The organism is Methylobacterium sp. 10 (assembly GCF_000519085.1).
Lineage (GTDB): Bacteria > Pseudomonadota > Alphaproteobacteria > Rhizobiales > Beijerinckiaceae > Methylobacterium.
In genome coordinates, this window is the sequence record NZ_KI912577.1 from 4,706,064 (window position 1) to 4,721,854 (window position 15,791).

14 protein-coding genes and 1 pseudogene are annotated in these 15,791 nt (G+C 67.7%); 4 read left to right on the forward strand and 11 right to left on the reverse strand.

Translation table 11 applies throughout. The features are described from left to right. Window positions 1-56: 56 nt before the first annotated feature. From K368_RS0122205 to flgB, 7 genes are all read right to left on the reverse strand, one after another. Window positions 57-2,726: a response regulator gene (locus K368_RS0122205; protein ID WP_027174268.1), complete on the reverse strand. Its 2,670-nt coding sequence runs from the start codon at window positions 2,724-2,726 to the stop codon at window positions 57-59. A 120-nt stretch (window positions 2,727-2,846) separates the two neighbouring features. Then, a complete protein-coding gene (gene flhB, locus K368_RS0122210) occupies window positions 2,847-3,914 on the reverse strand; it encodes a flagellar biosynthesis protein FlhB (RefSeq protein WP_027174269.1) in 1,068 nt (355 codons plus the stop codon). A 50-nt stretch (window positions 3,915-3,964) separates the two neighbouring features. Then, window positions 3,965-4,729 (reverse strand): flagellar biosynthetic protein FliR, encoded by a 765-nt coding sequence (fliR, locus tag K368_RS0122215; protein ID WP_027174270.1) that lies wholly within the window; start codon window positions 4,727-4,729, stop codon window positions 3,965-3,967. A 31-nt stretch (window positions 4,730-4,760) separates the two neighbouring features. Continuing rightward, window positions 4,761-5,027 carry a flagellar biosynthesis protein FliQ gene (gene fliQ / locus K368_RS0122220; protein WP_027174271.1) on the reverse strand — a complete coding sequence of 89 codons (267 nt, stop codon included), beginning with the start codon at window positions 5,025-5,027 and terminating at the stop codon, window positions 4,761-4,763. 209 nt (window positions 5,028-5,236) lie between these two features. Beyond that, window positions 5,237-5,554 (reverse strand): flagellar hook-basal body complex protein FliE, encoded by a 318-nt coding sequence (gene fliE / locus K368_RS0122225; protein WP_018042711.1) that lies wholly within the window; start codon window positions 5,552-5,554, stop codon window positions 5,237-5,239. Window positions 5,555-5,583: 29 nt separating this feature from the next. After that, on the reverse strand, window positions 5,584-5,994 hold the full coding sequence (flgC, locus tag K368_RS0122230) for a flagellar basal body rod protein FlgC (RefSeq protein ID WP_027174272.1): 411 nt from the start codon (window positions 5,992-5,994) through the stop codon (window positions 5,584-5,586). Window positions 5,995-6,029: 35 nt separating this feature from the next. Then, complete coding sequence (flgB, locus tag K368_RS0122235; RefSeq protein ID WP_027174273.1) at window positions 6,030-6,455, reverse strand: flagellar basal body rod protein FlgB; 426 nt, start codon at window positions 6,453-6,455, stop codon at window positions 6,030-6,032. Between the two features lie 230 nt (window positions 6,456-6,685). On the opposite strand from flgB, the gene K368_RS0122240 reads away from it, so the two are divergent. Further along, window positions 6,686-8,047 (forward strand): hypothetical protein, encoded by a 1,362-nt coding sequence (locus K368_RS0122240; protein ID WP_027174274.1) that lies wholly within the window; start codon window positions 6,686-6,688, stop codon window positions 8,045-8,047. A 9-nt stretch (window positions 8,048-8,056) separates the two neighbouring features. Here the strand turns inward: K368_RS0122240 and K368_RS0122245 are convergent, their stop codons facing one another. Further along, the gene (locus tag K368_RS0122245) at window positions 8,057-11,194 is read right to left on the reverse strand and encodes an efflux RND transporter permease subunit (RefSeq protein ID WP_027174275.1); all 3,138 of its coding nucleotides are present in this window, start codon (window positions 11,192-11,194) and stop codon (window positions 8,057-8,059) included. Window positions 11,195-11,213: 19 nt separating this feature from the next. After that, window positions 11,214-12,356, reverse strand: coding sequence for an efflux RND transporter periplasmic adaptor subunit (locus K368_RS0122250; RefSeq protein ID WP_245259707.1), 1,143 nt, complete (start codon window positions 12,354-12,356; stop codon window positions 11,214-11,216). Here K368_RS0122250 and K368_RS27505 point away from each other — a divergent pair. Next, the gene (locus tag K368_RS27505) at window positions 12,277-12,537 is read left to right on the forward strand and encodes a hypothetical protein (RefSeq protein WP_245259714.1); all 261 of its coding nucleotides are present in this window, start codon (window positions 12,277-12,279) and stop codon (window positions 12,535-12,537) included. The two genes, K368_RS0122250 and K368_RS27505, sit on opposite strands and share 80 nt — an antisense overlap. Window positions 12,538-12,592: 55 nt before the next feature. On the opposite strand, the gene K368_RS0122260 is transcribed toward K368_RS27505, so the two are convergent. Next, on the reverse strand, window positions 12,593-13,831 hold the full coding sequence (locus K368_RS0122260) for an amidase (protein WP_027174277.1): 1,239 nt from the start codon (window positions 13,829-13,831) through the stop codon (window positions 12,593-12,595). Window positions 13,832-14,135: 304 nt separating this feature from the next. On the opposite strand from K368_RS0122260, the gene K368_RS0122265 reads away from it, so the two are divergent. Continuing rightward, window positions 14,136-14,864 (forward strand): GntR family transcriptional regulator, encoded by a 729-nt coding sequence (locus tag K368_RS0122265; protein WP_027174278.1) that lies wholly within the window; start codon window positions 14,136-14,138, stop codon window positions 14,862-14,864. Window positions 14,865-14,885: 21 nt separating this feature from the next. On the opposite strand, the pseudogene K368_RS25345 reads toward K368_RS0122265, so the two are convergent. Beyond that, window positions 14,886-15,206: pseudogene (locus K368_RS25345) on the reverse strand (HigA family addiction module antitoxin). Window positions 15,207-15,515: 309 nt separating this feature from the next. Here K368_RS25345 and K368_RS0122280 point away from each other — a divergent pair. Then, the gene (locus K368_RS0122280; protein ID WP_027174279.1) at window positions 15,516-15,740 is read left to right on the forward strand and encodes a hypothetical protein; all 225 of its coding nucleotides are present in this window, start codon (window positions 15,516-15,518) and stop codon (window positions 15,738-15,740) included. The last annotated feature ends 51 nt before the right edge of the window (window positions 15,741-15,791 follow it).

Below are 15,791 nucleotides of genomic sequence, written 5' to 3' on the forward strand. Positions count from 1 at the left end.
TCATTGCGCAAGGCGGACAGGCACGATTTCAGCCGAAACGAGAACAGACGTCGCCCTTAACGGGCGATCGTCTCCTTAACCGTCTCGACGAGCTGCTTGAGGCTGAACGGCTTGGGCAAGAAGTTGAAATCCTCGCCCTCGGGGAGGTTCTTGCGGAACGCGTCTTCGGCATAGCCGGAGACGAAGATCACTTTCAGGTCCGGGCGATGCTTGCGCAATTCGCGCAGCAGCGTCGGACCGTCCATCTCCGGCATCACCACGTCGGAGACGACGAGGTCGATGGTTTGGTCGACATCGCTGATGAGGGCCAGGGCGTCGAGTCCGGAGGCCGCTTCCAGGACCGTGTAGCCCCGTGCCGACAGGGCCCGGCTGTTGACAGCGCGCACCGGATCCTCGTCCTCCACCAGCAGGATCACGCCCTGCCCGGTATGATCGGGCGAGGGCTTGCGCGGGGCGGATTGCCCGCTGCCGGGCTTTTCGAGGTCGCGCGCTCCCCTGAGCCGGCTGGCGGCGACTTCCGCGTTGCTCTGCGGGGCAGCGGAGGCGACGGTGATCTCCGGAACGGGCTCGGCCGCAGGCTCGTGGCGGGGCAGGTAGATGCGGAAGGCCGTGCCACTCCCCACGGTCGATTGCACGTCGATGGTGCCGCCGCTCTGCTTGATGATGCCGAACACGGTAGAGAGGCCGAGGCCGGTGCCCTTGCCGATGTCCTTCGTGGTGAAGAACGGCTCGAATATCTTTTCCATCACGTCGGGCGGGATGCCTTCGCCGGTATCGAGCACTTCGATAAGGACATGGTCGCCCGCCGGTGCGCCTGGCCTGCGCTCGGTATTCTCCAGACCCTCGAGGATATTGGCGGTGCGGATGAGCAGGCGGCCCCCATTCGGCATCGCGTCGCGGGCATTGACCGCGAGATTGACGATGACCTGCTCGAACTGGTTCACGTCGGCCTTGATCGGCCAGATGTCGCGCCCGTGCTTGAGGTCGAGGTCGACCCGCTCGCCGAGCAGGCGCTTCAGCAGCAGCGTGAGGTCGGACAGGGCCTCGCCGACATTCATCACCTCCGGGCGCAGGGTCTGGCGCCGCGAGAAGGCCAGCAGCTGCCGCACAAGGCTGGCTGCCCGATTGGCGTTCTGCTTGATCTGCATGATGTCTTGGAAGGCCGGATCGGTCGGCCTGTGGCTCGCCAGCAGCAGGTCTGAATAGCCGATGATGGCCTGGAGGACGTTGTTGAAGTCGTGCGCGATGCCGCCGGCGAGCTGGCCCACCGTATCCATCTTCTGGGTCTGGGCGATCTGCTGTTCGAGCTGGCGCTGCGCCGTCGTGTCGAGGGCATAAAGGATCACGCGCTCGCGGTCGGCGGGCGTGGCCGCATCTGCCGCCGCCGATGTGTCGCCGCCGGCCGGGCTGAGCCAGACCCGCGCCGAGCGGTTCCCCGGCCCCGCCAGCGCGACCTCGATCGGCTGCACCTCAACGGTTCCGTCGGCGGCCTTCATCAGGGCGCTCTCGAGGGCGGCCCGGTCGCGGTCGACCAGCGCTTCCCACATGGTCGGCTCGGTGCCGAGTTCGCCGCGCCCGTCCGGCACGGTCTGGCGCGGCGTCCCGCCGAACAGCCTGGCGAAGGACGCGTTGGCGCGCGCGATGCGCCCGGTGGGGTCGAGGGTCGCGATGGCGATGGGGCTGTTGTTGAGGAAGCGGGCAAGCCGCACCTCGGCGGCGCGCTGCGGCTCGTCGCTCTCGGCCCCGGCCGAGCGGTTGAGCACGAAGGTGCGCGACGGCCCGGGCTTGCCGTCCTGGCCGAAGGCCACGCGGTGATAGAGCCGGGTCGGCAGGGGTTGGCCGTTGCGGCGGCGCAGGTCGAGGTCGAAGCGATCGGTGCGGACCTCGCCGGGCAGGCCTTCGGTGGCGGTGAGTACGTCGGCGCTCGGCGCGATCTCGGGCAGGCGCAGTCCGCCCGAGCCCACCGTGGCGAGGTCGTAGCCGAGCCAGAAGGCCAGCGTCGCGTTCATGTAGACGATGGAGCCCGACGGATCGATGGAGAGGAAGCCGGCCGGCGCATGATCGAGGTAATCGATCGCGTGCTGAAGCTCCTGGAAGACGTTCTCCTGGCGCTCGCGCTCATGGGTGATGTCGGTGACCGTCCACAGGGTCGCCGGGAGTCTCGGCCGCTCCACCGCACGCACGGCGATGCGGAACCAGGCGAAGGCGCGCTCGGTCTCACCCTGGGGCGGGGGCGCCATGCGGATCTCCTCCACATGGCCGCGTCCGTCATGGGCCGCCTGGGCCAGACGGTAGACTGCCTCGGACACGTCCGGCGAGCCTACGAAGACCCGCTCCACCGGCTTCAGGTTGGAGAAGGTCTCTCCGCCGGAGATCCGAAGATAGGCCTCGTTGGCGTAGATCAAGCGGCCGCCATCCTCGACGACGATGGCGCCTTCGGGCGAGGCATCGACGATGGCCTTGGTGATGTCGTCGCGGCCGGTCTGGCCCGAGAGCTGGAGCGCGCCGATCGCCAGGGCGAACAGGCAGAACACGCCGGCCATGGCGAGCAGGGCGAGTAGCCCGAGGATGAGCGGCTGCGCCTGCTCGTTGGCAACGAAGGACAGGCCCACCGCCGCGCCGACGAGAAGTCCGGCGAGAACCAAGAGCAACCCGACCCGCCCAGGCCTCTCCGATCGGTCGATGGCGCTCGACACCGGTTTCGTTGGTCCGCTCACCTCAGCCATTTCGGCGCCATTCCACCCTCGACCAATCCCGGTTAGCGCCCGGGCCGCGTCCGCAGCAAGGGTATCCTCAGGAGGTCACGGACAAGTCTCGTCAAAAAAGGTGCATAAAGCGTGGCGTTTTCACGCCGCACGGCGCTTGAGCCGCATGACGAAGCCGATCACCTCGGCCACGGCGCGGTAGTGTTCGGCGGGAATTTCGGAATCGATCTCCACCGTGGCGTGGAGCGCCCGCGCCAGCGGTGGGTTCTCCATGATCGGGACATCGTGCTCCTTTGCGACGGCGCGGATGCGCAATGCCAGAGAATCGACGCCCTTGGCGACGCAGATCGGTGCTGCCATGCCCGCCTCGTAGCGCAGGGCGACGGCGTAGTGGGTGGGGTTGGTGACGATGACCGTGGCGGTGGGGACGTCCGCCATCATGCGCTTGTTGCCCCGCGAGGCGCGGATCTGCCTCATCCGGCCCTTCACCTCGGGATTGCCCTCGCTCTCCTTGTGCTCCTGCTTCATCTCTTCCTTGGTCATGCGCAGCTTCGAGCGCCAGCGGAAGCGCTGATAGAAGGCGTCGCCCATGGCGATGACTACGAAGATGGCGAGCATGCCGCCGAGAAGCTTGAGGGCGATACCGAGGATCGCGGGCAGCATCGCCGCCGGGTCGAGCCGGGCGAAGACCTCGAGCCGGTCGCGCTCGTTCCACAGGATGGTGCTCGCGACGACCCCCACCAGCATCAGCTTGGCGAGCCCCTTGAGGAACTGGACCAGGGCCTCGATGCCGAAGATGCGCTTGATGCCGGCCATCGGCGAGATGCGATCGAATTTCGGCATTAGGGCATCGGTGGAGAAGACCAGCGGGTGCTGGACGAGACCGCCAGCGAGGCCCGCGATGACCACGAGGCTCACGGGGATCAGCAGCGCCTGGCCACAGATCAGCAGCATCCGCATCCCCATCTCGGTATAAGCGGTGGGGTCGGAGGGAACCTGATGCGCGTTCATCAGGAAGGCGCGCAGGCTGACGACGAGGTCCTTCGCGATCGTGCTCGACGCCAGCAGCAGCGCCATCGTGAAGGCGGACAGGATGAAGAAGGTGTTGACCTCAATGCTGTTGGCGACGTTGCCTTGCTCGATCGCCTTCTCGATGCGCCGTTGAGTTGGCTCTTCTGTCTTGTCTTCCTGGTCGCTGTCGTCGGACACGGCTCAGCGCTCCCCTGTCCGGCGCATCGTCGGGCCGTTCGATACCGCCCTCATCGCCCGGTCAACTCGCCGAGATAGCGGCCGATGTCGTCGAGGAAGACGCTCATCATGATGCCGAGGCTGCCGAACAGGATCAGCATGCCGATGAGTACAGAGGCCGGCACCGCGATGAAGAACACCTGCATCTGCGGCATCAGGCGCGAGAGCACGCCGAGGCCGACGTTGAACAGGATGCCGAAAGCGATGAACGGCGCCGAGATCTGGACCGCCAGGAGGAAGCCGCGCGCCATCGCCCGCAGGGCGAGCTGGGCCGCCTCGCCCATGGCCAGAACGCCGTTGGGCGGCAGCATCACGTAGCTCCGGCCAATGGCATCGAGGGCCACGTGGTGCAGGTCGGTGGCGAGGATGAGGGTGATGCCCAGCATCATCAGGAAGTTGCCCAGCGCCGCCTGCTGGCCGCCCTGGGTCGGGTCCACGGTCATCGCGTAGGACAGGCCGAGCTGCTGCGAGACGATGACGCCCGTGGTCTGCAAGGCGGCCAGCACCATGCGCACGGTGAGGCCGAGGACGAGGCCGATCAGCAGTTCGCCGATGAGGAGCGAGATCAATCCGGGGCCCGCAAGCGAAGCGCCCTGCATCGGCAGCAGCGGGCGCACCATCGGGAACAGGATCAGCGAGACGAGGAGCGCGAAGGCGAGACGGATGCGCGGCGAGACGGATTGTTCGCCGAGCCCCGGCAGCAGCATCATCAGCGTGCCGATGCGCGCGAAGGTGAGCAGGTAGGCCGCCGCGATGCCGGGCAGGAGCAGGTTCATGAGTCTGCATAGCAGCGCCCGGCCCGGCGCGTCATCCGCCGGACACGATGCGGGCGGCGATGCGGGTCATGTAGCCGGCGAGCGCATCGCCCATGAAGGGCAGCATGAACAGAAGCGCCGCGAAGACGGCGACGATCTTGGGCACATAGATCAGCGTCTGTTCCTGGATCTGCGTCAGCGCCTGGAGCAGCGACACGACGAGGCCGACCACGAGGGCGACGATCATCAGCGGCCCCGCGACCTTGAGGAAGACGAAGATCCCGTCTCGGGAGACGTCGAGAATGGCAAGGCCGGTCATGGAAGCGAACTCACGGATTGTATCGGGGCGGCGGCGATCTCGGCCGGAATTCTCGTCTGCCCCCTTATCCCGAGGTGACGGAACAGAGCGGAGGCCTCGAAGGAGGGCTGCGTTTCGCTCGTCGGGCTCTGGAGGCCTTCTTCGGGGCCCGCTGACGGGGCACCTCAGGACGAGGAGGCGGGTAGGAGGGCAAAGAAGAGCGGTGGCGACTAGATCTGCATCCGCATGATTTCCTCATAGGCGGAGATCACGCGGTCGCGGACGGCGACCAGGGTCTGCAGGGCCGTCTCGCTCTCGGCGACGGCGGTCACCACGTCGACGACGTTGGCCTTGCCGCCCGCCACCGACAGGGCCTGGGCATCGGCCTTCGCGCCGCTCTCGCCGATCTTGTCCATGGCCGAGGTGAGCAGTGAGGTGAACCCGCCATCCGCCCCCGAGGTCGGGGCGATCCTGGGCGTGCCGCCCTTCATGCCGCCGATGTTCTGGACGGCGGCGTAGGCTCCTGCGGCGAAGGCGTTGGTCGGCATGGCGGCGGACTTTCGGGAGAGGAAGAGCGTCAGGCCTTGAGGATGGCGAGGGTGGCGTTGATCATCTTGCGGGTCGCGGTGACCATGTTCAGGTTGGCCTCGTAGGAGCGCTGGGCCTCGCGCATGTCCATGTTCTCGATCAGCCCGTTGACGTTGGGCATCCGCACCTCGCCGCGCGCATCGGCGCTGGGATTTCCCGGATCGTACTTGGTGCGGAACGGCGATGTATCCCGCCTCACCCGCCCGGCCTCGATCAGCGACGCGCCGGTCTCACGGTCGATATGCTGGGTGAAGGTGGGGATCTTGCGCCGGTAGGGTTCGGCGCCGACCCCGCTCGGGGCCGAATCCGCATTGGCGATGTTCTCGGCGATGATCCGCATCCGGCCCGACTGGGCCTTGAGGCCGGATGCCGCGATGGTCAGGGATTTCAGGAATTCCACGGCGCGTACTCCGCAAGCTCGGGGGGGCGGTACGATCAGCGCTTGCCGATGGCGATCTTCAGCTTGTCGAGGCTCTTCTGGTACATCGTCGCGGCGAGCTGATAATCGGCCTGGTTGTCGCCGGCCTTCATCATCTCCTCCTCGAGATTGACCCCGTTCCCGCTCGGCCTGATCTCGAACCCGTTGAAGCGGCGCGGCTCCGCGCCCGGGCCTTCGGGGCCGCCGTTGAGGGCGATGTGAGCCGGGCTGGTGACGGCGAGGCCCGAGTTGCCGCCCGTGGATCCGGAGGGCTGGGCGAGGTCGCCGGTCCCGCCGCCGAAGCTGGGGCTCGCCAGATCGCGCGGCTTGAAACCCGGCAGGTCGGCGTTTGCGACGTTCTCGGCGAGCAGCTTCTGGCGCGTCTGATGCCACTGCATCCGCGTGCGAAGCATGGAGAGGATGGGAAGATCGGTGACGGACACGGTGCTCGGAGCCCCTCGGCGCCGCCGGACGACCCCGGAGCGATGGGCAAAATCTGCCGCCTCCATGGTTAACGTCCGGTTAAGAGCCTATCGGCCAGCAGCAGATGCTCGGCGCGGAAGTTGCCTGTTAACGAAGTCTTAACCTTATTGCCTTCGTCCACCCTGGCCGTGATATCAGGACAACCTGTGCTGCGTAGGGCCTCCGGCCCGAAACCCGAAAGAGCCCGATCTTGTCAGCGTTCTTTAATTCGGACGGCTCCTTTCCGCTCCAATTCCTGATCATATTCGCCGTCATTTTCGCCGTTCTGGCCGCCATCGTCCTGATTTTCCGGCGGTTCTCCGGCAGGGGCATGGCCCTGTCGAAATCCGGTCCGCGCGGCCGTCAGCCCCGTCTCGGCATCGTCGACATCTACGAACTCGACCGGCAGCGGCAGCTGATCCTGCTGCGCCGGGACAATGTCGAGCATCTGCTCCTCGTCGGCGGCCCCAACGACGTCATCGTGGAGCGCAACATTCACCGAGGCGCCGGTGCGCGGCTCCCTCTCGACGAGGCAGCAAGGGTCGAGCCGCTCCCCGAAGAGCCGGTCTTCGATCCTCCGCGGCCTGTCGATCTGCCCGCGCCGGCCGCTCCGCCGGTCATGCAGCCTCCCGTCTTCGACGAGCCCAGGGCGCCGGCTCCGGAACCGGCTGCGATCGTCAACCCGACCGTCGAACCTCGTGGCGATGCCGCCCCCGAGGCGAAGCCGGCTTCCCGCTTCACCAAAGCCGATCTGCTGGCGGCAAAGGCTGCGCGACGGAACCCGCCCCCGCTGGCCAATCTGAAGCCCGAATCCCCGGACCGGCCTCGGCCGGCGGACACCCAGTCGGACGGCGCCGCCGAACCGATCGTTCCTGCCGTGGAACCTCCAAAGCGGGCAGCGGTGCCGGAGGCTACACCCGCCCCGGTCGCTTCCGTCGTGATCGAGGCAGCGAGCCCGGAGAAAGCGGCGCGGCCGCAACCTCCCGCGAAACCCGCGCCGGTCGTGGAGCAGGTTCCCGCCGTTCCGCCGCCCTTGGTCCGGCCGACGAGTTCCCGTCCCGTGGACGCAGCCATCTTGTCCGACATGGCAAGGCAGCTCGAGGAGGCCCTGCGCCGGCCATCGGCCGCAATCTCCCCGGCTTCCCAGGCCGTCCCCACGACACCGCCTAAGACGCCCCCCGTCGAGCCCAAAGTCGCGGCAAAGCCCGAACCTCGTCCCGAATCCGTTGCTGCTGAGAAGATTAAGGCGGACCAGCCGATCGACCCGATGGCGGCCGCCATGGCCGCGCCAGCGGAGGTCCTTCCGAATGAGGCGCCGACGGCTTCTCCGAAGGCCCAGCCGGCTCCTGCCCAGCCGGTGGTCGCAGATGCCGGGCCGAGCGATCCTGCACGGAGCGAACCGGGTTCAACCGCACCGGACGTGTTCCTTCCGGCCCCGCCGCCTCCTCCCACCCCGCAGCCGGTGCCCGCTCCGAGCCGAGCCGAGCCCACGAGCCAGAATCCGTTCTCGGTGGAAGAGATCGAAGCGGAGTTCGCACGGCTGCTGGGACGTCCCCTCGACAAGAAGGGCTGACCGCTGCGGCTACTCCGCCGCCGAGCGTGACGAAAAGCTGTTTCCGTCATTGGCGAGTTTGGTCGGCAGTGCGAAGGCCCCTTCGGTGGGTTCGTCCTTTCGCCCGATGAAGCGGCCGAAGAGCCGGACGAAGAAGCGCGACAGGTCGTCCACCAGGACGAAGATCGCCGGCACGAAGATCAGCGACAGGCCGGTCGAGACGATGAGGCCACCGATGACCGCGACCGCCATGGGCGCGCGGAATTCGCCGCCGATGCCGAGCGCCATGGCTGATGGCACCATGCCTGCCGCCATGGCGATGGTGGTCATGACGATGGGGCGGGCGCGCTTGCGCCCCGCATCGATGATGGCGGTGGCTCGGTCGACGCCCCGTGCCATCTCCTCGATGGCGAAATCCACCAGCATGATGGCGTTCTTGGTCACCACACCCATGAGCATCAGGATGCCGATCACCACTGGCATAGAGATCGGCATGTGGAAGATCAGCAGTCCGAGGATCGCCCCGCCGATGGAGAGAGGGAGCGAGAACAGGATGGTGAGCGGCTGAAGGAAGTTGCCGAACAGCAGCACCAGCACGCCGAACACCATCATGAGGCCGGCACCCATGGCGAGAGCGAAGCCTTCGAACACCTCGCCCATGATTTCCGCGTCGCCGGTCTGGCTGATGGCGACGCCCGGCGGCAGGTTTTTTGCGGTCGGCAGCGCCATCACGGATTCGATCAGGGTGCCCAGGGCGTCCGAGCCCTCCATGTCGGCCTCCAGGGCCACGCGGATCGAGCGGTCGTAGCGGTCGATGGCCGTGGGGCCGCGACCGAGGCTGAGATCGGCCACCGTGGAGAGGGGAACGGAGGCGCCCCCCTTCACCGGGACTTTCAGGCTCTCCAGCTGGGACAGGTCTCCGCGCAGGGCGAGCGGCAGCTGCACCCGGATCGGAACCTGGCGGTCGACGGCGTTGAACTTGGCGAGGTTGGCGCCGATGTCGCCGATCGTCCCTACCCGCACGGTCTCGGCGATGAGGTCCGTGGAGACTCCGAGGTCTGCTGCGACGCCGGCCTTCGGGCGGATGCGGATCTCGGTCCGGTCGAGGGGGGCCGTGGACAGAACGTTGACGAGGTGGGGCACGGAGGCCGCCTCGCGTTGCAGCCGTGCCGCCGTCTCCGAGACGAGACGCAGGTCCGGCCCCGAGACGATGAGGGCGAGATCGCGCTGGCCGCTATCACGCAGGGACCAGAACCGGATGTCCGGCTCCTCGCGCAGGATCGCGCCGATGATCTTGTCGAGCTGCTTCTGCGTGCGGTGGCGCGCGCTCTTCGGCGTCAGGTTGATGGTGAAGCTTGCGAGCCGCACCTCCTTCTTGGCCGGCAACTGGCGGCCGCCATCCACGAACACGCTGCGAACTTCGGGCAGGGCCTTGATCCTGTCGACGATGCCGTCAGTGACGCGGGTGGTGTCGGCGAGGCGGGCGCCGGGCGGCAGTTCGACCACGAAGATCGTCCGCGCCGCATCCTCGGCGGGAAGGAAGCCGGCGGGCAGCAGCCCGGTGGACATGATCGATCCGGCAAAACAGGCGAGCCCCACCACCAGGGTGATGAACTTGTGCCGCACCGACCACGCGACCACGCGGGTATACGCCCGCATGACCGGACCCTCGCGCTCATGATCCGGTCCGTGATCGCGCAGGAAATAGGCGGCGAGCAGCGGTGTGATCAAGCGCGCTACCAGAAGGGACATGAACACGGCCGCCGCAATGGTAAGGCCGAACTGTTTGAAATACTGGCCGGCGATGCCGCTCATGAAGGAGACCGGCGCGAAGATGGCGATGATCGTCGCCGTGATCGCGATGACCGCGAGGCCGATCTCGTCGGCGGCCTCGAGAGCCGCCCGGTAGGCGGATTTCCCCATCCGCATGTGCCGGACGATGTTCTCGATCTCGACGATGGCATCGTCCACCAGGATGCCGGTGACGAGGGTGATGGCGAGCAGGCTGACGGCGTTGAGCGAGAAGCCGAGGGTGCTCATCACCCAGAAGGTCGGCAGCACCGAGAGGGGCAACGCGATCGAGGCGATGAGCGTCGCCCGCCAATCGCGAAGGAAGAGGAACACGACGATGACGGCCAGCGCCGCGCCCTCGATCAGGCTCTGCATCGCCGAATGGTAGTTGCCCACCGTGTTGATGACGGAGGTGTCGATCAGGTCGAACCGGACACCGGGATTCTTCGCCGCGAGATCGGCGATCTTGCGCGCCACTGCGCTGGCGACCTCGGCATCGCTGGCGCCTGTCGCCCGCGAGATCGCGAAAGCGACAACGGGCTCGCCGTTGAAGCGCGCAAAGGTGCGCGGCTCCTCCGAACCGTCCACCAGCGTCGCCAACTCGTCGAGGCGGACCTTGCGGTTGCCCGGCACGATGATCGAAGTCTGGGCGAGGGTGTCGAGGCTTGCGGCGCCGGCCAGCGTCCGGATCGACTGTTCCTGGCCGCCGAGTTCGCCGCGTCCGCCCGCCATGTCGGCCGAGGTGAGGCGGAGCTGGCGGTTCACGTCCGCCGCGGTGATGCCCAGCGCCAGCAGTCGGTCGGGTTTGAGCGTCACGCGGATCTCGCGGGCGACACCGCCCAGGCGCTCGACGCCGCCGACGCCCTTCACGCCCTGGACCTGCCGGGCGATGACGTCGTCTATGAGCCAGGACAGGTCTTCCGGCGTCATGGCCGGCGCAGAGGCGCCGTAGACCATGATCGGCAACCCGGCGATCTCGACGCGGCTGATGATCGGCTCGTCGATGGTGCGCGGCAGGGTCACCCGCACCTTGGCAATGGCGTCCTTCACGTCGTTGACGGCGCGGTCCACGTTCACTTCGAGGCGGAACTCGATGGTGGTGGCGGAGACGCCCTCCGAGATCGTCGAGATGATATGCTTGACGCCCTTCACCCCCGCGACGGCATCCTCGACCACCTTCGTCACCTGGGTCTGCAACTCCGAGGGAGCCGCGCCGGCCTGGGTGACCTGGATCGCCACGATCGGGATGTCGATGTTCGGGAACTGCGTGATCGGCAGCGAACGGAAGCTCACGAGCCCGAGAATCATCAGGACGAGGAACAGTACGATCGAGGTGATCGGCTTGCGGATCGCCCAGGCGGAGATGTTGAGGCGCATGGTCGGTTTGGTCCGATTCTCAGCGCGACGTCGCGGTGGCGGCCGCGTCGGTCTTCGGCTGCACCGGCCGCACCCGGTCGCCATGGCGCAGGAAGCTGCTGGCTCGCGCGACGACGGCCTCGCCGGCTTTCAACCCGTCGCGGATTTCCATGAAACCGTCGGCCGCGAGGCCGGCTGCGACCTTGCGGGCCTCCACTGTGCCGTCCTCAACCACGTAGACGAGGGCGGAACCGTCGATCCCGTAGAGCAGCGCGGAGAGGGGAACGGCCACGGAGTCCCGCCGCGCCACCTCGACCTTGCCGCGGGCGAAGGCGCCGATGCGCAGGGACGGGTCGCGGTCGAGGCTGATGCGGATCTTTCCGAGGCGCGTCAGCCGGTCGATCTCGGGGTCGATCCGCCGGACCTTACCCGTCACCATCCGGCCCTGCTCGGCCTCGAGGCGCACGGCGTCGCCGCGCTTGATCCGGGGCATCCATGTTTCCGGCACCTCGCCTTCGAGTTCGATCTCGCCACGCGCGATGAGCCGGAACAGCGGTTCGCCCGTGGACGTCGCCGCCGCGCCGATCCTGGCGGTACGGCGGCTGACGACGCCGCCGTCGGGGGCCTTGATGTCGGTGCGCGCGCGCTTAAGAGCGATCTCGTTGCTCTGCGCCCGCGCAGCCGCGAGATCGGCCTCGGCGAGCTGCAGGCCGCCCTTCGCGGCGGCGAGCCTGCCTTCGCCGCCTTGAGCGGCCGAGACCCGCTGCTCCAGTACCGCCGCCGTGGCGTTCCCGGTCTTGATGAGGGAGCGGGCGCGCTCCAGCGAGAGATTGGCCTCGGTCTGCGCCGCCTCGGACTGGACGATCTGGCTGCGGGCCTGGACGATCGCCGCCTGGGCCTTGGCGATGGCGGCGACGTTGGCCGCTTCCTGCGTCGCGATCATCTCGAGGGAAAGCCGGGCCAGGACCTGCCCCTTCTCGACCTCGGCGCCCTCTTCCACCAGCAATTCGGTGATCCGGTAGCCCTCGATCTCGGGCGCCACCAGGATCTCGTCACGCGGGACCAGGGTGCCGGTGACCACCGCCTGCTCGACGATCTCGCGGTTGGCGGCCGACACGATGGTCACCGCGGGTGCGGGCGTGGTGGAACCGCTTGCCGGCGGGGCCTCCGCCGCGTGGATCATCTGCGTCGACACGAGGAGCGGCAAGATCGCGAAAAGCCGAAGCAGGCGCATGAAGAGGTGGCTCACCGTTCGGCGGATCGATCTGGAAGAAATCGTCGGCGCGACGCCGCTTCATACGTTCCTGCATCGCGACACCGGCGTTTTCGTGACGCTCGACGCGTTACGGTCTCGCCCTGCTTGAGCCTCGCCCAAGCGATCCGCCGACGTGTACCGGCGCACGGATACTCGGGATGAGGTCATGGCCTTTCGGCGAAAGCCTTCTCTAGGAACTTCGCAGCCGAGAGCGCCCTCGCATCGTCGCCGAAACGGGCGATGATCTGAACGCCGAGCGGTGGCCCCTCCCCCGGCACGGGGACGGTCACACAGGGCACGCCCATCATCGTCCAGAGCCGGTTGAAGCGGGAATCGCCGGTGGAGGCGTACCCCACCGGCGCCTGGCCCGGGGCGGATACCGTCAGCAGGACGTCGATGTCGGAACTGCGCAGGATGTCCCGCAAGCTGCGTCTGGCGTGATGCGCCGCGCGCCGGGCGGCGTCGTAGGCGGTCGCCTCGATGGTTCGGGACTTGTCGAGATGGGCGCGCAGGAGCGGCGGCAGGGAAGCGCGATGGGATTCGTATTCCCAGGCCAGGGCCTGCGCGGATTCGAAATCTTGAATCGTCGCATGCTCCTCGAAGGCGTGGCGGAACTCGTCGGGCAGCGTGAAGGCGCGGATGCCGGCGCCCGCCGCTTCAGCCATCGCCCGTGCCCGTTCGAGGGCATGCAGCGCGTCGGGTTCGGCAGCCTCGCAATACTCCGGAACGAAGAGCCCGATCCGCGGCACCGAGGCCGGCTGGTCGATCTCCGGCCGGCCGGCGATGAGGGCGAGGGCATGGGCAGCATCGGCCGCGCTGGCGGCAAACAGGCCGAGCGTATCCAGGGTCCAGGAGAAGCACTTCACCCCGATTGTCGGCAGTAGCCGGAACGAGGGTTTCACGCCGACCACGCCGCAATAGGCCGCCGGCCGGATCACCGAGCCGCCGGTCTGGGTTCCCAGCGCCAGCGGCAGCATGCCAGCGGCCACCGCCGCCGCCGAACCGGCGGACGATCCGCCCGGCGTCCGGCCGGGCGCACGGGGATTGTATGTTTCCGTCGGGTCGATGAAGGCGAAAGCGGTCGTGGTGGTTTTGGCCAGGGGCACCGCGCCGAGGCGCTTCAGCCGCGCCACGATGGGGGCATCGGCGCGCGGTTGCCAACCGGCATAGATCGACGACCCCATCTGCGTCGGCAGGTGGTCGGTATCGACGATGTCCTTGATGCCGACTGCGATGCCGGCGAGCGGTCCCGCATCGGGGACGTGCGGATCGGGATCGGTCGTCACGAAGGCGCGGACGGAGGGCTCGTGCTCCGCCATCGCCTCGCGAGTCAGTGCCACCGCCTGCGCGGGGGTGAGCGACCCCGCCTCGATACGGGCACGCAGCGACAGGAGCGAGAGCATCGGCATCGGGTTGCTCGCAGGGCACGATTGACGGGCAGCGGGCGGCTCGAACAGGGAGGGCCGTCGAGGGCGTCTCCGACCCATTGCTCAGAGTGTCGAGGTGATGGCAGGTACGCCGGGGGACGTCCAGCATAGCGCTGTTTCGCCCAGCTCCGAGCTTGCAACTTCTGACTGAGTCTTTCATTGCCGCTCAGCTTTGGTCTCTCTCATGCATGACGGTGTCGTCTTCGGCGGACGATGACGGAGAGCGTGCCGGAGACACGGCCGTGATCGAAGCGCTGCGAGAGAGGAATGTGAGTGGGCGATGGCGGGAGTTGAGACGCAGGCGGCCAAGGATCGCGTGGGGATGATGTGTCAGTCTCTGCGCCGCGCCATCGTCGAGCGTGCGCTGGCGCCCGGTGATCGCCTGCCGGAGGATGCCCTGGGCGAGCGCTTCGGCGTGAGCCGCACCATCGCGCGGCAGGCTTTGGGACAACTCGCGGGCGAGGGGCTGGTGGAACTCCGTCGCAACCGGATCGCCATCGTGGCGACACCGAGTTGGGAAGAAGCGCGCGACACGTTCGAGGTCCGCATCTCCCTCGAGCGCCTCGTGGTCCAGCGCCTGGCCGGTCGCCTCACCGCCGAGCAGGAAGCGATCCTGCTGGCCCATATCGACCAGGAAGACGCCGTTCGCGGTGGACCCGACGCCCCGTCGATCCGCCTCGCCACCGAGTTCCACCTGCTTCTGGCGCGGATGACCGGCAGCCCCGTCCTGGTCCGCTACGTGGCCGAGCTCGGCTATCGCTGCGCGCTGACCCTCTCGCTCTACAGCCGGCCGCATTCGTCGGATTGCGCGGTCAACGAGCACCGCGAGATCGTGGCCGCGCTGATGGCCGGCGACGTCGACCGGGCGAGCCACCTGATGGATCACCACCTCGATGCCGTGGCGGTGCGCGCGCACATCGTCGCCGAGCCGCCGCGAGACCGCGACCTCAGCCGGGTCCTCGCGCCCTACGTCACCGAGAAGAGCGCCCTGCGGCGCCGGACCGGTTGATGAAGGGCTCTGCCCCGACTGTCAGACGGCCTCCTGCTCGAACGGCACGATCCTCTCGATATCGGCGCCGATCTCCCGGAAGAGCGACTCGATCTCGCACCGCTTCTGCAGATTGACCCAAAGGTCGGGGCTGGTCTTGAAGAACCGCCCCAGCCGCAGTGCGGTGTCGGTGGAGATGCCGATTTCCTCGGCGGCGACGCGTTCGATCCGGGTTCGCGGCACCCCTCAGGCTCTGGCGACCCTGCCGGCGCTGAGACCGAGGGGGAGCATGAACTCTTCGCGGAGAACCTCCCAGGGATGCATGGGCGGGAGAACCACGTCGGTTTGGTCATCGGGCGGCATGGCGGTGGTGTCCCCGATTGCTGTTGGTCGTCTCAGTGGTCATCGATGATCTCCACCTCGGCCGGTCCTGCCTCGGTCCGCCGGAAACACACACGATAGGCTCCGTTGATCCAGATGGCGTGTGTGCCGGCGCGATCATGAAGCAGCGGGTGCATTTTGCCCGGCGGCTGCTTCAGGTCGTCCAGCGTATTTCATGGCTTGGAGGCGGCAACGCGTGACGCAGGCAATCCACCGGCCTTAATCTCTCGGCAACCCTGAAAGCCTAGGCCCCTCTCCTCGGACCGCCGGCCCTGACAGGAGAAGCCCGCCTTGCGCGAACCGTTCGTTCCCGATGCGCTGGCCGAGCGGCTGCGGGCCAAGCGGCGCAATACGAGGCCGGTGGCGGCCCTGGTCTGCGAGCCCGCGAAACCCGTCTTCGCCGAGTTGCTCGATGGGCGTGGGCATGGCACCGGGCAGTTCGTCCGGCTGTCTCAGGGCATGGTGGAACGCATCGCGCGGGTGATGCGCGACGAGGTGGTCGGCGAAGAGGCTTGACCGACCGAGCGAGACCGCATTCCGCCGGGCGGTGTTCCGGTTCGGTGCGAA

What these genes read in the sequence shown, in the direction of transcription:
- fliR (WP_027174270.1), bottom strand. Translation starts at nt 4,729, where the DNA reads ATGAACCTGCTCCTGCCCGGCATCGCGGCGGCCTACCTGCTCACCTTC.
- fliQ (WP_027174271.1), bottom strand. Translation starts at nt 5,027, where the DNA reads ATGACCGGCCTTGCCATTCTCGACGTCTCCCGAGACGGGATCTTCGTC.
- K368_RS0122205 (WP_027174268.1), bottom strand. Translation starts at nt 2,726, where the DNA reads ATGGCTGAGGTGAGCGGACCAACGAAACCGGTGTCGAGCGCCATCGAC.
- K368_RS0122265 (WP_027174278.1), top strand. Translation starts at nt 14,136, where the DNA reads ATGGCGGGAGTTGAGACGCAGGCGGCCAAGGATCGCGTGGGGATGATG.
- K368_RS0122245 (WP_027174275.1), bottom strand. Translation starts at nt 11,194, where the DNA reads ATGCGCCTCAACATCTCCGCCTGGGCGATCCGCAAGCCGATCACCTCG.
- fliE (WP_018042711.1), bottom strand. Translation starts at nt 5,554, where the DNA reads ATGCCGACCAACGCCTTCGCCGCAGGAGCCTACGCCGCCGTCCAGAAC.
- K368_RS0122260 (WP_027174277.1), bottom strand. Translation starts at nt 13,831, where the DNA reads ATGCTCTCGCTCCTGTCGCTGCGTGCCCGTATCGAGGCGGGGTCGCTC.
- K368_RS0122250 (WP_245259707.1), bottom strand. Translation starts at nt 12,356, where the DNA reads ATGATCCACGCGGCGGAGGCCCCGCCGGCAAGCGGTTCCACCACGCCC.